Annotated in this window: 14 protein-coding genes; 3 read left to right on the forward strand and 11 right to left on the reverse strand. The window is 73.0% G+C overall.

Annotation, left to right across the window (positions count from 1 at the left end; translation table 11 throughout):
- Positions 1–40: 40 nt before the first annotated feature.
- Together AB0C16_RS00335 and AB0C16_RS00340 are read right to left on the reverse strand one after the other, a co-directional pair.
- Complete coding sequence (locus AB0C16_RS00335; protein ID WP_357677230.1) at positions 41–757, reverse strand: hypothetical protein; 717 nt, start codon at positions 755–757, stop codon at positions 41–43.
- Positions 754–1,134: a glycosyl hydrolase 53 family protein gene (locus tag AB0C16_RS00340; protein WP_357677232.1), complete on the reverse strand. Its 381-nt coding sequence runs from the start codon at positions 1,132–1,134 to the stop codon at positions 754–756. The genes AB0C16_RS00335 and AB0C16_RS00340 overlap by 4 nt, the downstream gene beginning before the upstream one ends.
- Between AB0C16_RS00340 and AB0C16_RS00345 the strand changes: the two genes are divergently transcribed.
- Positions 1,127–1,285, forward strand: a complete 159-nt coding sequence (locus tag AB0C16_RS00345; RefSeq protein ID WP_357677234.1) for a substrate-binding domain-containing protein — start codon at positions 1,127–1,129, stop codon at positions 1,283–1,285. The two genes, AB0C16_RS00340 and AB0C16_RS00345, sit on opposite strands and share 8 nt — an antisense overlap.
- On the opposite strand, the gene AB0C16_RS00350 is transcribed toward AB0C16_RS00345, so the two are convergent.
- On the reverse strand, positions 1,286–2,605 hold the full coding sequence (locus tag AB0C16_RS00350) for a HAMP domain-containing sensor histidine kinase (RefSeq protein ID WP_357677236.1): 1,320 nt from the start codon (positions 2,603–2,605) through the stop codon (positions 1,286–1,288).
- Between the two features lie 222 nt (positions 2,606–2,827).
- On the opposite strand from AB0C16_RS00350, the gene AB0C16_RS00355 reads away from it, so the two are divergent.
- The gene (locus AB0C16_RS00355; RefSeq protein WP_357677237.1) at positions 2,828–3,817 is read left to right on the forward strand and encodes an NAD-dependent epimerase/dehydratase family protein; all 990 of its coding nucleotides are present in this window, start codon (positions 2,828–2,830) and stop codon (positions 3,815–3,817) included.
- A 23-nt stretch (positions 3,818–3,840) separates the two neighbouring features.
- Here AB0C16_RS00355 and AB0C16_RS00360 read toward each other — a convergent pair whose 3' ends face one another.
- A complete protein-coding gene (locus AB0C16_RS00360) occupies positions 3,841–5,220 on the reverse strand; it encodes an MFS transporter (protein WP_357677239.1) in 1,380 nt (459 codons plus the stop codon).
- 239 nt (positions 5,221–5,459) lie between these two features.
- Positions 5,460–7,250 (reverse strand): alkyl sulfatase dimerization domain-containing protein, encoded by a 1,791-nt coding sequence (locus AB0C16_RS00365; RefSeq protein WP_357677242.1) that lies wholly within the window; start codon positions 7,248–7,250, stop codon positions 5,460–5,462.
- 171 nt (positions 7,251–7,421) lie between these two features.
- Between AB0C16_RS00365 and AB0C16_RS00370 the strand changes: the two genes are divergently transcribed.
- Entirely contained in the window at positions 7,422–8,159 is a 738-nt protein-coding gene (locus AB0C16_RS00370; protein WP_357677244.1) for an SDR family NAD(P)-dependent oxidoreductase, read from the forward strand.
- 10 nt (positions 8,160–8,169) lie between these two features.
- Here the strand turns inward: AB0C16_RS00370 and hpnH are convergent, their stop codons facing one another.
- Genes hpnH through hpnD form a run of 6 tightly spaced genes read right to left on the reverse strand, consistent with a single transcriptional unit; the run spans position 8,170 to position 15,762 of the window.
- Complete coding sequence (hpnH, locus tag AB0C16_RS00375; RefSeq protein WP_357677245.1) at positions 8,170–9,174, reverse strand: adenosyl-hopene transferase HpnH; 1,005 nt, start codon at positions 9,172–9,174, stop codon at positions 8,170–8,172.
- Positions 9,171–10,661, reverse strand: coding sequence for a 4-hydroxy-3-methylbut-2-enyl diphosphate reductase (gene ispH / locus AB0C16_RS00380; RefSeq protein ID WP_357677246.1), 1,491 nt, complete (start codon positions 10,659–10,661; stop codon positions 9,171–9,173). The genes hpnH and ispH overlap by 4 nt, the downstream gene beginning before the upstream one ends.
- Positions 10,658–12,559: a squalene--hopene cyclase gene (gene shc / locus AB0C16_RS00385; RefSeq protein ID WP_357677247.1), complete on the reverse strand. Its 1,902-nt coding sequence runs from the start codon at positions 12,557–12,559 to the stop codon at positions 10,658–10,660. The genes ispH and shc overlap by 4 nt, the downstream gene beginning before the upstream one ends.
- 1 nt (position 12,560) lies before the next feature.
- On the reverse strand, positions 12,561–13,574 hold the full coding sequence (locus AB0C16_RS00390; RefSeq protein WP_357677249.1) for a polyprenyl synthetase family protein: 1,014 nt from the start codon (positions 13,572–13,574) through the stop codon (positions 12,561–12,563).
- Entirely contained in the window at positions 13,571–14,908 is a 1,338-nt protein-coding gene (gene hpnE, locus AB0C16_RS00395) for a hydroxysqualene dehydroxylase HpnE (RefSeq protein WP_357677251.1), read from the reverse strand. The genes AB0C16_RS00390 and hpnE overlap by 4 nt, the downstream gene beginning before the upstream one ends.
- Complete coding sequence (gene hpnD, locus AB0C16_RS00400; protein WP_357677253.1) at positions 14,905–15,762, reverse strand: presqualene diphosphate synthase HpnD; 858 nt, start codon at positions 15,760–15,762, stop codon at positions 14,905–14,907. Before hpnD ends, hpnE begins: the two co-directional genes overlap by 4 nt.

Consider the following 15,762-nt stretch of genomic DNA (forward strand, 5'->3'; position numbering starts at 1 on the left):
GACGCCAGTCGGAGCAGGTGGTCGTTCGTGTCGAGCGCCTTCAGCAGCGAACCGGAAGGGCGCTGGAGCCGCTTCCAGAAGGCGGGCGTGACGAGCTCACGCGGCGAGGCGGGCAGCCCGGCCACGATCTCGTCGAAGCTGTGGTGGCCGTCGAAGAGCCGCTCGACCGCAGGTCGCGGAACGCCTGGGCGGGCGGCCGGTAGAAGCCGTGCAGGCGGTTCATCGACACGGTCCAGTACGCGAGGTAGAACGTCGAGCTGTGCGGGTCGAGCCGGCCGGCCAGCAGTTCGGGCAGCTCGGCGCCCCGCACGTCGTACGGTCCGGCGATCGGGGCGAGCCCGCGCAGCCGTAAGCCGAGGGAGGGGTCGCGCTGGATCTCGCGGCCGAGCGCCATGGTGGCCAGGCCGCCCTGGGAGAAGCCGGTGACCAGCACGTCCCCGCTCAGCGTGCGGTCCTTGGCGGCGGCCAGCTCGCGGGCGGCGCGCAGCAGGTCGGCCGACGCGGACGCCACCGTCGCGGCGTCCATGTAGGGGTGGAAGCCCGGCCCCTTGCCGAGACCCAGGTAGTCGGGCGCCACGGCGGCGAATCCGGTGGCGGCGAACATCACGGGGATGGCCCGTCCGTCGCCGTCGGCCACCGATCCGGCGTGGCGCTTGGTGGCCAGGGTGCCGTGCTCGTAGCTGACCGTCCACAGCCCGTCCCGGGCGTCGTGCGGCAGCGCCACGACACCGCTGGCCCTGGTCCGCCCGCCGGTCACGCCGACCGTGCGTAGAAGACGCCGAGGCCGAGCCCGCCCGGGACGTTCCGGACGAGGTCGCTGACCTTGCGGATCAGCGCCGTCTGCCCCTCGGGGGGGGCGGGGTGGCCGGGGTGCGGCTCGGCCGAGGTGATGATGTTCTCCCAGCCGTCCTTGTCGGCTGTGGTGAAGGGGTAGGCGGTCTCGGCCACGATCAGGGGCTTGCCGTACCTGGTGGCGACGTCGTTCAGGTTGGCCCGGAAGGCGTCCAGCGTGCCGTGCCAGTAGGGGTAGTACGACAGCCGATCACGTCGTAGCGGCCCCGCGGCCCGGATCGCCATCGAGCGGGCCATCCACGACGTGGCGGTGGGCGGGTTCGACGACTCCTCGGTGGCCATCGCCACCCACCCGCCGCTCACCACGGTCCGCCAGCCGCTCGGCGACGTCGCCCGCGAGACGGTGCGGTTGCTGCTCGCCCTCATCGACGGGGCCGGCCACCTCGACCCGGTGACCCTGCCCACGGAGCTGATCGTCCGCGACTCGGCCTGATCACGCCGCCCTGTGCATGGGGAGGCGGAGCACGAACTGGGCGCCCGGCTGGTGGTCGGTGATGGTCAGGGTGCCGCCGTGGGCGGTGGCGATCTCCCGGGAGAGCGACAGGCCCAGGCCGCTGCCGGCCTTGTCCTTGAGCCGGGCCTCCTTGAGGCGGGTGAAGCGCTCGAAGACGCGTTCGCGGTCCTCCGGGGCGATGCCCGCGCCGTCGTCTGTGATCGTGAGGACGACCTCCCCGTCGTCCACCTCCATCGTCAGGTCGATCCTGCTCTTCGCGTGCCTGGCCGCGTTGTCGAGGAGATTGGTCAGCAGCCGGTCCGTCTGGACGGGCGAACCCAGGACGGGCGCCGCCTCGCAGAGGTCGGGGTAGATCGGCACGCGACCGCCCGCGCGTCGCTTCACCTGATCCCTGACCTGGTCGCAGAGGTCGACGACACGGCGGTCGGTCGTGGCCCCGGCGTCGAGCCGCGCCAGGATGAGCAGGTCGTCGATGATGCCCGTGAGGCGGTCGGCGGCGGCGAGAGCGCGGACGCCCGTGGCCTGCCAGTCGGCCTCCTCCGGGTACGTGGCGGCGTACTCCAGTTGGGCGCGCAGCCCGGAGACGGGGCTGCGGAGCTCATGCGAGGCGTCGGCCACGAACCTGCGCTGGGTCTCGGCGGAGCGCTCCAGCCGGTCGAGGGTGTCGTTGGTGGTCGTCGCGAGATGGGTGATCTCGTCGCCGGTGTCGGGGACGGGCACCCGGCGGGTCAGGTCCTGGCCGGTGATCTCGGCCAGCTCCGCGCGGATGCGCTCGACGGGGCGCAGCGCCTGGCCGACCATGAGCCAGGTCAGGCCGCCCACGAGCACCACGACCAGCGGGGTGCCCGCGAAGACCAGGACGTACAGCCAGAGCAGGGCCCGCTGGACGTCGGTGAGCGACCCGACGCCGTAGACCGTGACCGGGCCGCGGGGGCCCCGCACCCTCATGGCCATCACCAGGTAGTCGCCGCGTGGCTCCTCGGGAGGCTTCAGCGTGCGCTCGGTCGTGTAGAGGGTCTCGTCCGTGGCCGGTCTGATGGCCGCCAGGCCCGGCTCGGCGCGCTGCCCCTCGCTGACCGCGAGGACCCTGCCGTCGGCGGAGACGACCTGGAGCAGCTGCACCCGGGCCGGCGTGTCCAGGATGCCGCTGAGCTGACCCGCGCGGACGTCGCTCGCCACCTTCTGCACGGCCAGCTCCACCCTGCTCTGCACGACCCCGCGCAGGTTGGCGGGCGCCGTCGTGAGCGTGAGAACGGCGGCCAGGCAGAAGACCACGGCCGCGACGAGAGTCGCGATCATGGTCAGGCGCGCCCGGATCGACCCAGGAAAGATCCATTTCACCAGCCAAGCCCCCAGAATCACTATTCGTGACCCCTACCCCGTTTTGACCTGCCGATATAACCAGAAGGGAGGGTCGGTGGCCGTGACGTTCCGCGATCCGATGCGCGGTTACGCTTCGAGCGATTCCGCTGAGGGCGTGCGCCTCTGGTGGGTGCCCGGCCGGCGCGCCAGGGTGGGGGCATGAGGCTGCTGGTGCTGGGCGGGACCGAGTTCGTGGGCCGGGCGTTCGTCGACGAGGCGCTCTCCCTCGGCCATGAGGTGAGCGTGTTCAACCGGGGCACCCACGAGCCCCCCGCCGGGGTGACGGCGTTGCGGGGCGACCGGTCGGCGCCCGGCGGGCTGGCCGCGATCGAGCGGGGCGAGTGGGACGTCGTCGTCGACACCTGGTCCTGGGCGCCGTCCGCCGTGCGCGACGCCGCCCGCCTGCTGAAGGGACGGGCCGGCCACTTCGTCTACGTCTCCACCCGTTCGGTCTACCGCTTTCCGACGCCGCCTGGCGCCGACGAGAGCGCGCCCCTGGTCGAAGGGTCGGCCGACGACGACATCGCGGAGGAGTACGCCCGGGTCAAGGTGGGCGGCGAGCTGGCCGCCGTGGCGGCGTTCGGCGACCGGGCGCTGCTGGCCCGGGCAGGGCTGATCCTCGGGCCACACGAGAACATCGGCCGGCTGCCATGGTGGCTGCACCGCATCGCCAAGGGCGGGCCCGTGCTCGCCCCGGGGCCCGCCGACCTCGGCCTGCAATACATCGACGCCCGCGATCTGGCCCTGTGGTGCCTGGCCGCCGCCGAGCGCGGCCTGAGCGGGGCCTACAACACGGTCAGCCCGCCCGCGTTCGCCACCATGGGCGAGCTCCTGGAGGCCTGCGTGCGGGCGACCGGGTCCGACGCCCGGCTCCGGTGGGTCGAGCCCGACGCGATCCTCGCGGCCGGCGTCGCGCCGTGGACCGACCTGCCGATCTGGCTGCCCGGCGAGAGCCACGGCGCCATGCACCAGGGCGACGTGTCCAAGGCCGTCGCGGCGGGGCTCCACTGCCGCCCGGTCGAGGAGACCGTGGCCGACACCTGGGCCTGGCTGCGCGGCCTGCCCGGCCCGGCTCCCACGCGGGCCGACCGGCCCGCCGTCGGGCTCGATCCCGACGTGGAGGCCAAGCTCCTGGAGCAGGCGCCGTAACAGCGCGCGGGCCCGCTGGGGCGTCAGTGCTCGACGCGCTCGCGGATCAGGTCGTAGACGGCGGCGGCCAGCGCGATCAACACGAACGTCAGCACCACGAGCAGCCCGTGCCTGAACGCCGTCGCCCACCCCTCGTCGACCGCGCCGAAGAAGGCCGAGCCCGCGGCGGCGATGCCGATCGACGACCCCAGCCGCTGCCCGGTCTGCAGCACTCCCCCCGCGCTCCCCCCGCCGGCGGGAGGCACCTCCGACAGCGCGATCGCCTGGTTGGGCGAGATCACCAGCCCGCTGCCGATCCCCGCGAGCAGCAGCGGCAGCGCGGTCGCCGCCCCCACGTACTCCCCTGGCACGAGGCCGGTGGCGAACATGGTCAGGGCCAGGCCGGCGGCCACCGTGACCAGCCCGAGCGCCACCAGCAGCCGGCCCACCCGCGCCACCAGGCGCCCGCCGACCACCGACGCCATCGCCGACCCCAGCGCGAACGGCGTGATCGCCAGCCCGGCCAGCAGCGCGCTGTAGCCACGGCCGCTCTGCAGGTACAGGGTGAAGATGAAGAAGATCCCGGTGAATCCCGCGAAGTAGAACAGCGCGATGATCGACCCCAGGCTGTACGTTCGCAGGCGGAACAGGGACAGGTCGATCAGCGGCTCCCGGCGGTAGGCCCGCTCCCACGCCACGAACCCGGCCAGCATGGCCAGCGAGGCCGGAATCAGCAGCCACTTGGCGTTGCCCGGCCACTGATGCTGCTGGATGAAGGGCAGCAACAGCCCCGCCACGCCCAGGCCCAGCAGGAGCACGCCTATCGGGTCGACGCTCTCCCGCCGCCGGGGCGGGGTGTCGGGCGCCGGCAGCACCTTCCAGGCCAGCGGCAGCAGGACGAACCCGATCGGCAGGTTCACCAGGAACACCCACCGCCAGCCCTCCATGTGCCCGAACGCCGTGACCAGCGCGCCGCCGATCAGCGGGCCGGCCGCCGTGGACAGCCCGATGGTGGCGCCGAGCGCGCCGAACGCCCGTCCCCGCTCGACACCGCGGAACATCTGCTGGATCAGCCCCGACACCTGCGGGTTGAGCATCCCCGCGGCCATGCCCTGGATCAGCCGCGACACGATCAGGACGGTCATGGTCGAGGCCAGGCCGCAGGTGGCGCTGGCCAGGGTGAAGATCAACGCGCCGACCATGAAGACGTTCTTGCGGCTGCGCGCGTCACCGAGCCGCCCGGCCGGGATGAGCAGCAGCCCGAACGTGAGCGCGTACCCCGACAGGATCCACTGCAGCCCGTCCTCCGAGGCGTGCAGCCCTTCACGGATCGAGGGCAACGCCACGTTGACGATGCTCACGTCCAGCCCCGACATGAACGCCGCCACCAGGCAGACACCGAGAGCCCGCTTGCGGTCGTACACGCGATCCCTCCCCCGGCTTCCCACGGGTACCGGCAGCGAGGACGAGCCGGCCGTACGACCCGGCCGCGGCGACCATGGTTCCCACTGAGCTACGAAATATCGCCTTTCGCGGTCAATGGTTTCTTTGCTGGGAGACCTGGCCGGCCTGCTCTACCTCGCCTTCACCCTCGCGTCTCCCCGCCGCCCCGGGCCGGCGAGGTGAGGAGTGAGGATCAAGGGAGACGATCACCGGGTGTGGATCAGGGCGTGACGATGGCGAAGTCGGGCGGCGGCCCGTCCAGCACGGCGACCAGCCGCCGCAGCACCCCGATGTCGCCCTCCCGCTCGACCCCCTCGACGCCCCTGCCGGCCAGCAGCCCGGCGAGCTGCGCCCGGGTCAGCCTCAACGTCAGGTCGACGGGCCCGCCGGGCGGGTCGAGCTGCTGCGTGAACGCCCCGTTGGACAGCGTCGTACGGTAACACTCCCCGAGATCGGTGACGTGCCAGTCGATGGTCAGGCACTCGTTCCACGCCTTCGGCCCGTGGACGCGGATGGCGATCGAGTCGAAGATCTGCTCGACGCCCAGCGCGGCCGCCAGGTCGGGCCAGGGGGCGCGCGGGCCGCCCGGGACGATGCCGTCGGCCAGTTCCAGCGCGCCCATCAGGTAGAAGTTGCGCCACGTGCCGTTCTCCGCGCCGTGCGCGAGCCGGGTGTAGACCTCGGCGAGCAGGTCACGCGCCTCCTTGTTGCCCTCGTCGGCGAAGACGGCGTGGTTGAGCAGTTGCACGGCGAAGCGCAGGTCGCCCTCCTCGATGTAGCCCCTGGCGTAGGCCACCACGGCCGCTCCGCCGCCCAGGCACTCCACGTAGCGGATGGCGCTCTTGCGCGGCGGATGCTCCCACAGGTGGGCCGGGTTGCCGTCGAACCAGCCCAGATAGCGCTGGTAGATGGCCTTGACGTTGTGGCTGACCGAGCCGGAGTAGCCGTGCGCGTGCCAGGCCCGTTCGAGGCCGGGGGGCAGCTGCATGGCCTCGGCGATCTCGGCGCCCGTCAGGCCCTTGTTCATCAGGCGCAGGGTCTGGTCGTGCAGGTAGGCGTACAGGTCGCGCTGCTGCGAGAGGAAGCGCGTGATCTCCTCGCCGCCCCAGGTGGGCCAGTGGTGCGAGGCGAAGGCCACGTCGGCGTGGCCGGCGAACATCGCCATGGTGCCGGTCAGGTAGCGGGCCCAGCCGCGGGCGTCGCGCACGGGCGCGCCGCTGAGGGGCAGGATGCTGTGCTGGTTGTGGGTGGCGCTCTCGGCCAGGCAGAGGGCGCGGCGGTCGGGGAAGAGGAAGTTCATCTCCGCCGACGCCTCGGTGAGCTGGAAGACCATGCGCACACCGTCGACGACCTCCTCCTGCCCGGTGCGGGTGACGAGGACCGTGGGCGTGATCAACGAGATCGTGCCCGTGGACGTGGTCATGCCCAGGCCCGAGCCGATCTGGCCCATCGGCGAGCGCTCCAGCGCGGGCCCGTACGTGTAGGCGGCCCGGCGGTTCATCGCCGGACCGGCGTAGACGTGGTCGGACACCACCCGCTCCAGGAACCCGCCGGGCGCCAGGATCGGCGCGCCGCCGTCGGTGACGCCCCGTACGCCGCCGAAGTGGTCGACGTGGGGGGTGGTGTAGACGACGCCGGTCACCGGCCGGTCACCGCGGTGGGCCCGGTAGAGGTGGAGCGCCGCCGCCGCGCACTCGGTGGACAGCAGCGGGTCCACCACGATGACGCCGGTGTCGCCCTCGATGATCGTCATGTTCGACAGGTCCAGCCCGCGCACCTGGTAGACGCCCTCGGTCACCTCGTACAGGCCCTGCCTGGCACACAGCTGCCCCTGCCGCCACAGGCTCGGATGCGCCGTGCCGGGACACTCCTCCTGGAGGAAGCCGTAGGAGTCGTTGTCCCAGATGACCCTGCCGTCGGCGGTCCTGATCACCGCCGGGGTGAGCTTCGCGATGAAGCCGCGGCCGGCGTCGTCGAAGTCGCGGCGGTCGTGAAATGGAAGGTCAGCCATACCTACGTGCATGCCCGCAGACCAGTACGGACACGGTCACGCGACAGCCTTCTTATCCGGCAATACGGACAAAACTCCTCGCGGGGCCGGCCACCCCGCCCGCGCCCGGCCGTGACACCGCGCGGAGCGTCGTCCGGACCGCCGGGCTGGTGCGCACTAGCGTCAGGTGTCATGGAGCTTGACGGTGCCCGCGTCCTGATCACGGGCGCTTCCTCGGGAGTCGGCGCGGCGACCGCGCGGGCGATGGCCGGCACCGGCGCGCGGCTGGTGCTGGCCGGGCGGGACAGGAAGCGGCTGGAGGCGGTGGCGGCCGAGACCGGCGGGCAGGCCGTCGTCGCCGACATCACGACCGACGCCCGCGGCCTCGCCAGGCGGGCCGGGCCCGTCGACATCCTGGTCAACAACGCCGGAGAGGGCTGGGCCGGACCCTTCACCCGGATGCCGCCCGACAGGCTCACGGGGCTGGTGTCGGTCAACCTGACCGCCCCGATCGAGCTGACCCGGCTGCTCCTGCCCGGCATGATCGAGGCGAACCGGGGCCACATCGTCTTCGTCACCTCGATCGCCGGCGCCATCGGAGTGGGGCGCGAGGCGGTCTACTCGGCGACCAAGGCGGGGCTCGCCGCCTTCGCGGAGGCGCTCCGCGACGAGCTTCGCGAGTCCCGGGGGATCGGCCTGTCCGTGGTGCTGCCCGGCGTGGTGGACACGCCCTTCTTCGAGCGGCGCGGCGCTCCGTACGACCGCTCCTGGCCCCTGCCCGTCCCGCCGGAGCGGGTGGCGCGCGGCATCGTGACATCGATCCGGCGCGATCGGCCCGAATCGTTCGTGCCGGGCTGGCTCCGCCTGCCGGCGCGGCTGCGCGGGGCCGCGCCCGGCGCGTTCCGCCGGCTCATGCGATGCTTCGGCTGACCCCAGCGGGTCAGCGGCTGCGTACCGCTCGGAGTGTCTGCTTGAGTGAGCCCAGCGTGGCGAAGATGGCGGTGGGCTCGTACCCGCAGTGCGCCATGCAGTTGGCGCACCGCGCGTCGCGCCCGCGCCCGTAGGAGTCCCAGTCGGTCTCCTCCACGAGCTCCCGGTACGTCCGGGCGTATCCGTCGGCCATCAGGTAGCACGGCCGCTGCCAGCCGAACAGGGAGTACGACGGGATCGCCCAGGCCGTGCAGGGGAAGTCGACCTTCCCCTCGAGGAAGTCGAGGAACAGGGGTGAGTGGTTGAACCGCCACCGGCGGCGGTTGCCACCGGCGAAGGCCTTCCGGAACAGCTCGCGAATCTCACGCACCCCGAGGAAGTGCTCCTGGTCCGGAGCCTTCTCGTAGGCGTACGCGGGAGAGATCATCATCTGGTCCACGGCCAGGTCGTCGTTGAGGTAGTTGAGCACGTCGACGACCGTCTGCGGGCTGTCGGTGCTGAAGAAGGTGGTGTTCGTGGTGACGCGGAAGCCGCGCCGGCGGCACTCGCGGACGGCGGCGACCGCCTCGTCGAAGACACCCTCCTTGCACACGGACGCGTCATGGCGCTCCCGCAGCCCGTCGATGTGCACCGTCCACGCGAAGTACCGGGACGGCTCGAACTGGTCGATCTTCTTCGGGATCAGCAGCGCGTTGGTGCAGAGGTAGACGTACTTCTTCCGCGCGATCAGCTCCCGGACGATCTCCGCGATCTGCGGATGCATCAGCGGCTCCCCGCCCGCGATCGACACCATCGGGGCGCCGCTCTCCTCGATCGCGGCCACGGCCTGCTCCACGGGCATGCGCTGCCGCAGGATGTCGGCGGGGTGCTGGATCTTGCCGCACCCGGCGCAGCCGAGGTTGCAGGCGAACAACGGCTCCAGCTCGACGAGCAGCGGGAACTTCGACTGTCTCCGCAGCTTGTTGCGAAGAATGTAGCCCCCGACACGCAGGCTCTGGCGGACCGGAATCGTCATCGAAGCACCTCCTTGGGAAGCGTGAACCTGATGGTCTCCTCGGCGACCCGCCGCTCCTCGACCGTCACCGCGCCCAGGCCGCCCAGTGCCGTCACGACGGCGTCGACGAGCGAGGGCGGGGCGGAGGCGCCGGCGGTCAGCCCGACGGTGCCGACGCCGGCGAGCCATTCGAGCGCGATGTCGCCCGGGTCGTCGATGAGATACGCGGGCGCCCGGCGTCCGGCGACCTCCACCAGCCGCTGGGAGTTGGAGGAGTTGGCCGACCCGACGACGAGAACGAGGTCGGCCAGGTCGGCGACCGCGCGCACGGCCGCCTGCCGGTTGGTCGTCGCATAGCAGATGTCGTCCTGCGGTGGTCCTTCCGCGTCCGGGAACCGGTGCCGGATCGCCGCGGCGACCTCCTCGGCCTCGTCGGCGGCGAGTGTCGTCTGCATCAGGTAGGCCACCGGCCGGTCGGCCGGCAACTCCGCGACCTCGCCCACGTCCTCGACGAGCACCGAGCCCGGAACCTCTCCCAGCGTGCCTTCGACCTCCTCGTGCCCGGCGTGCCCGATCAGGACCACCAGGCGGCCGCGCCCGGCGAACCTCCGGGCCTCGGCGTGCACCTTGGCGACCAGCGGGCAGGTCGCGTCGATCACGCGCAGGTCCCTGCGCCCCGCCTCCTCCCGCACGCTCGGCGCCACGCCGTGGGCGGAGAAGACGGTGACGGCGCCGGAGGGGACCTCGTCGAGTTCGTCGACGAAGACCGCCCCGCGTCGCTCCAGCTCCCGGACCACGTGCTCGTTGTGCACGATCTGCTTGCGCACGTAGACCGGCGGCCCGTGACGCTCCAGCGCCAGCTCGACGATCTCGATGGCGCGTTCCACTCCGGCGCAGAACGACCGGGGGGACGCGGTCAGCACCGTCCGGGGAGCGATGGCCGCGGCCCAGCGCGTCAGCACCGGGCCGACGCGGTGCAGCGCGCGGCGGGCCAGGTTCGCGCCGCGCAGGGTGGCCGGGCTCAGCAGCGGCGCGTCAGGGGTGTCGACGATGACCCGCAGCGCGGCCAGCGGCCGGCCGGCCACCGACGCGGCCAGCGGGCCGGTCTCCATGTCGACCGCCCGCGCTCCCGTCTCCGCGAGCCGCCCGCGCTCGGCTCCGGTCACCACGTGGTCGCAGGTCAGCAGCGGGCCGAGATGGGCGGGCAGGCCGGCGCGCGCCAGTTCGCCGGCGAGCAGCGGCGCCGACGGGCAGGGGAACACCTGCTCGCCGAAGCGGATCTCGCTCGCCACCAGGACGTCCCCCGGCCGCAGGCTCCCGTCGAGCGCGCCTCCGAAGCCGACCACCGCCAGGGCGCCGGACCCCGGCAGGCCGGCCGCCGTCCGCGCGGCGCGGTGCGGTCCCGGCCCGGTCTGGAGCACCTGTACGCCCGTCGCGGAGGCGGCGAGGCCCCGGCGGACGGCCGACGCCTCGATGCCCAGGGCGGTGCAGATCAGCAGCCCGGTCACGACGGCTCCTCCCGGCTAGCCGCGGCGTCATCCGCTCGGGCCCGTAGGTAGCGTCCGAGGGCGCTGATCGGGAAGACGAGCCGGTACAGGTGGTAGTTGATGTAGAAGTCGCCGGGGAAGCCGGTCCCGGTGAAGTGGGGCTCGTCCCAGGTGCCGTCCGGGCGCTGGTGCTCGACCAGCCACCCCACGCCCCTGTCCACCGCGGGCGAACGTTCCCCGGCGGCGAGCAGGGCCATCAGCGCCCAGGCGGTCTGCGACGGCGTCGACTCCCCGCGTCCGATCCACGCCGGGTCGTCGTAGGAGCGCAGGTCCTCGCCCCAGCCGCCGTCCTCGTTCTGGTGGCGCTCCAGCCACGTGACCGCCCGCCGCACGCACCGCGCCTCCGGGCGTACGCCGGCCGCGACCAGCGCGGGCACCACGGCGCCGGTCCCGTAGACGTGATTGGCGCCCCAGCGGCCGAACCACGACCCGTCCGCCTCCTGCGCCTTCAGCAGCCAGACGACACCGCGGCGCAGCGCCGGCGAACCGGCCGGCCGCTCGTGGGCCAGCGCCTCGACGACATGGGCGGTCACATCGGCCGACGGCGGGTCGATCACCGCGCCGAAGTCGCAGAACGGCAACCTGGTGCAGAGCGTACGGGTGTTGTCGGCATCGAACGCCGCGAAGCCGCCGTCGCGGGACGCCATGCCGGTCATCCAGCGCACGGCGCGGTCGATCGCCGGCCGCGCGTCCGGACGGCGGGTCCGGCGCAGGGCGAGCACCACCTCCGCGGTGTCGTCCACGTCGGGATAGCCGTCGTTGTCGAACTCGAACGCCCAGCCGCCCGGCGGCAGCGAGGGCCGCCGCACCGACCAGTCCCCCGGCCCCCTGATCTCCTCGCCGAGCAGCCAGTCGGCGGCCTCGCTCACCGCGGGGTGCCCGGCGGAGACGCCGGCGTCGAGGAGCGCGTTGACCGCGAGCGCGGTGTCCCACACCGGCGACTGGCAGGCCTCCAGCCTGCGGCCCCTGTCGTCGCGGATCGTGAACCGGTCGAGCCCCTGGATCCCCCTGCGCATGACGGGATGGCCGATGTCGTAGCCGGACAGGTTGAGCGCGATCAGCGAGTAGACCCACGGCGGCTGGATCCCGCCCCAGGAGCCGTCGAGTTCCTGCCTGGCCACGATCCACTCGGCGGCCCGCCTGAGCGCCGCCTCCCGTGGGCCTCTCACCGGTCGCCGTTCGTAGTGGTGCAGCAGCCGGTCGAGGCCGCTGAACACGCCCTCCCACCCCGGGCGCGAGGGCCGCCGTGCCCGTTGGCCGGTACGCAGCTCGGCCAGGTCGAACGGGAGCGGGCGCACGGGCCGGTGCGCGCTGACGACCGTGAGCGGGACGATCGTCTGCCGGGCCCAGCAGGCCCAGTCGTAGACGTTGAGCGGGAACCACGCCGGCAGGTACATCAGCTCGGGCGGCAGGACGGGCAGTTCCCGCCACGGCCACTGCCCGAACATGGCCAGCCAGATCCGGGTGAAGACCCGTGCCGCCTCGATGCCGCCGGACCGCTGGACGAAGCCGGCGGCGACGCGCAGGTGCGGGGCCTCGACAGGGTCGCCGGCCAGCCGCAGGGCGACGTAGGCCTCGATGGTGGTGGACAGGTCGGGCGGCCCGCCGTGGAAGTTGGCCCACGTCCCGTCCGCCCGCTGCTCGGACCGGATCCAGCGGGCCGCCTCGGCTGTGTCGTCCTCGGTCCGGATGCCGAGGAACTCCCTGAGCAGCAGGTCTTCGGCGTCCATCGTCACGTTGGTCTGCAGTTCGCCCTTCCACCACCCCTGCGGGGACCGGAGGCCGATCAGGTGGTCGCATGCGCTGTCGAGCGCCAGTTGGGCGCTGGACGCGGACGGAAGGGTGTCGACAGTCGTCATGTCAGTGATCCCGGGTTGTGATGAATCTGGCGATGTCCAGGAATTCCTCCCGAACGTCTGAGGGCATCCCCGCATGGGCGAGATGGCGACCGGCGGTGTCGAGCCGGTGTTTGGCCTCGGTCTCGGCCCAGGCCCGTCCGCCCGCCTCGTCCACCAGGCGGGCCGCCTCCCACAGGTCGTCCTCCGACAGCGGTTCCGGCTGAGCCAGCAGGCGGGCCAGGCGCTCACCCGCCGCGCCACCGCTGGTGAGAGCCGCGACGATCGGCAGGCTCTTCTTGCGCGCGCGCAGATCGGACCGCACCGGCTTCCCGGTCGCCTCCGGGCTGCCCCAGATTCCGAGCAGATCGTCGGCCAGCTGGAAGGCGAGCCCCGCCTCGGCCCCGAACGCCGCCAGCGCCTCGACCGTCTCCGCGGTCCCGCCCGCCGTCATCGCGCCGATCGAGCAGGCGCACGAGAGCAGGTCACCGGTCTTGCGCGCCGACATCCGCAGGCACTCGTCCAGGCCGACGTCGTCGCGTCGCTCGAATTCCAGGTCCATTCCCTGCCCGGCGATGAGCCCGCGGACCGCCAGGCTCAGCGAGCGCGCCGCGTCCAGGTAGCCGCCGGCGCCGCGTTCGACGAGCAGCTCCCCGGCCAGCGCCAGCAGAGCGTCGCCCGCCAAGATCGCCTCGGAAGGGCCGAACACCGTCCAGGCCGCGGGACGATGCCTGCGCATCCGGTCACCGTCCATGATGTCGTCGTGGAGCAGCGAGAACGCGTGCACGAGTTCCACCGCCACGGCGGCCGGCGCGCACCGCTCGGCGTCCCCGCCGGCGGCCCTGGCCGAGAGCAGGACCAGCGCCGGTCTCAGGGCCTTGCCCCCGGCCGGCGCGCTCCCGCCGGAGTCCTCGGTCCAGCCGAAGTGATAACCGGTCACCCGTGCCGTGATCGGGTCCAGCCGGGCGACCGCCTCGCGCAGGACGGGGTCGAACAGCTTCCGGGCCACCGCCACCACGGGCGGCACGACCGGAGTCATGAGACGGCTCGGGTCAGCAGGTGCCGTCTGACCAGTCCGGCCGCGTTCAGTCCGCTGCGCACCGCACCCTCCATCGTGTCGGGCCAGCCCGTGTCGGTCCACGCGCCGGCGAGGTACAGCCCTGGCCACCGGGTGGCGGCCGGCGGCCGGAGCGCGCCGCTGCCCGGCCCCTGGCGGAAGGTGGCGCGCCGTTCTCTGGTGACGAAGAAGTCGGTGAGGCGGGCCCATCGCGCCTCGGGGAACAGCCGCTGGATCGCGGGGACGAACTCGGCCCGGATCTTCGCGGTCGGCACGTCGATCCACCGGTCCGCGGCCGACACCGAGATCGTGAGGTACTGCCCCCTGGTCAGCCCCGCGACGCGCGTCTTGTCGAAGACCCACTGCACGGACGAGTCCACGGCGGCGGCGAACGGCAGGCCGGTGACCGGACGGTCGTACACGGCGTGCACGTTGACGATCGGGCTCGCGGCCAGGCCGTGCCAGCGGTCCCGGCCGGGCGCCGCCTCGACGGGGACGAGCCTGGCGGCCTGCTCGTGGGGGGTCGCCACGATCACCGCGGACACCGGAATCCCGTCGCCGTCCACGACGATCATCGGGCCCGGTTCGATGGCCGTGACCTTCGCCGACAGCCGCACCTCACCGCCGTGCCGTTTGATGGCGTCCTGGGCGGCGGTGCCGTGCAGTTCGCCGAGCGGCGCGGCCGGGATGCCGAGGTCGGCGGCGTCGGCCCGGCCGAGCAGGGCGGTCTTGAACACCTTCACCGCCGGCCCGAGCGCCGCGTCCTCGACCCCGACGTTCAGTGCCGCCATCGCGAAGAGCTCCCAGAGAGCCTTCCGCGCGGCGTCGCGCTGGCCATGGGCCGCCAGCCAGCTCGCCAGGTCGATCCGGTCGAGCGCCGGGTCGGCCGGGTCCAGCCTGGCCAGCGCGAACGAGCCGCGTATCACGCGCAGCCGGTCGGCCGGTCCCAGCAGCGAGTACGTCGCGAGGGCGGGCATGAGCTGGAACGGCCCGGGCAGCGCGGCCCTGCGCAGGCGCCCGGCCCGGCCTCCCGGGGTGAGCACCCGGATGTCGAACCGGTCCTGCAGCCGCACCCGGCCGGCGACGCCGAGCCGGTCGAGCAGCCCCCGGTAGGCCGTGCAGCAGCGGAGGAACACGTGCTGGCCGTTGTCCACGACCAGCCCGTCACGCTCGAACGAATGGGTGGCGCCTCCCAGCCTCGGACGCGCCTCGTACAGCGTCACCGCGTGTCCGGCCTCGCCCAGCGCGACGGCGGCGGCGATGCCCGCGAGGCCGCCCCCCACGATCGCGACCGGCGCCGCCGGTGAGCCGCTCACGTGCGGACTCCCGCCAGCGCGCGCGCCGCTATCGTCGTCTTCCGCCACGTGGGAAGCGACGACCGGGCGGCCAGGGCCTGGGCGGGCTGGGCGGCGATCCGGTCCAGCAGCGAGCGGTAGATGCCGGCCATCGCCGCGGTGCACGCCGCGCTGCGCCGGTCGAGCAGGGGCACCAGCCGTATCCCCTCGTGATACCAGTCGCGGGCCCGGCCGGCTTCGTACCGGACGAGCGCGGCGAGCCGGTGCGGCGCGTCGGTGAACCTGCCGGAGGAGTCGATGTCCAGCGTGCAACCGAACCGTTCCAGGTCCTCCGACGGCAGGTAGACGCGGCCGGCGAGCCGGTCCTCGCGCACGTCGCGCAGGATGTTCGTGAGCTGCAGCGCCACGCCCAGGGCGTCGGCCAGCGGCGCGGCGGCCTTGGGGTCATCGGCGCCGAAGACACCGAGCGACAGACGGCCGATCGATCCGGCGACGCAGCGGCAGTAGAACAGCAGGTCGTCGAAGTCCTGATACGTCGTGCCACGGACATCGGCCGCGCACCCGTCGATCAGCTCCTCGAAGGCCTCCAGCGGGATGGGGTAGCGCTGGGCCGCGTCGGTCAGGGCGAACAGGACGAAGTTGCCCTCGTCGGGGCGAGCCCCGCGCAGCGCGGTCCTCGCCTCCGACAGGTGGGCGAGCCGCTGCTCGGCCGGCCCGTCCGCGTCCCCGATGTCGTCGATCCGGCGGGCGAAGGCGTACACCGCGCTGAGCGCCCGGCGTTTCGGCGCCGGCAGCAGCCGGATCCCGTAAGAGAAGTTCCTCGCCCGGGTACGGACTATCTCCTCGCAGCGCCGGTATGCGTGGGACGCGGTCAC

The organism is Nonomuraea sp. NPDC048916 (genome assembly GCF_040649575.1).
Lineage (GTDB): Bacteria > Actinomycetota > Actinomycetes > Streptosporangiales > Streptosporangiaceae > Nonomuraea.

Bases quoted from the DNA above. Each gene is read 5' to 3' on its own strand.
- AB0C16_RS00340 (WP_357677232.1), bottom strand. From the start codon at position 1,134: ATGGCCACCGAGGAGTCGTCGAACCCGCCCACCGCCACGTCGTGGATG.
- AB0C16_RS00350 (WP_357677236.1), bottom strand. From the start codon at position 2,605: ATGATCGCGACTCTCGTCGCGGCCGTGGTCTTCTGCCTGGCCGCCGTT.
- AB0C16_RS00355 (WP_357677237.1), top strand. From the start codon at position 2,828: ATGAGGCTGCTGGTGCTGGGCGGGACCGAGTTCGTGGGCCGGGCGTTC.
- AB0C16_RS00365 (WP_357677242.1), bottom strand. From the start codon at position 7,250: ATGGCTGACCTTCCATTTCACGACCGCCGCGACTTCGACGACGCCGGC.
- AB0C16_RS00370 (WP_357677244.1), top strand. From the start codon at position 7,422: ATGGAGCTTGACGGTGCCCGCGTCCTGATCACGGGCGCTTCCTCGGGA.
- hpnH (WP_357677245.1), bottom strand. From the start codon at position 9,174: ATGACGATTCCGGTCCGCCAGAGCCTGCGTGTCGGGGGCTACATTCTT.
- shc (WP_357677247.1), bottom strand. From the start codon at position 12,559: ATGACGACTGTCGACACCCTTCCGTCCGCGTCCAGCGCCCAACTGGCG.
- AB0C16_RS00390 (WP_357677249.1), bottom strand. From the start codon at position 13,574: ATGACTCCGGTCGTGCCGCCCGTGGTGGCGGTGGCCCGGAAGCTGTTC.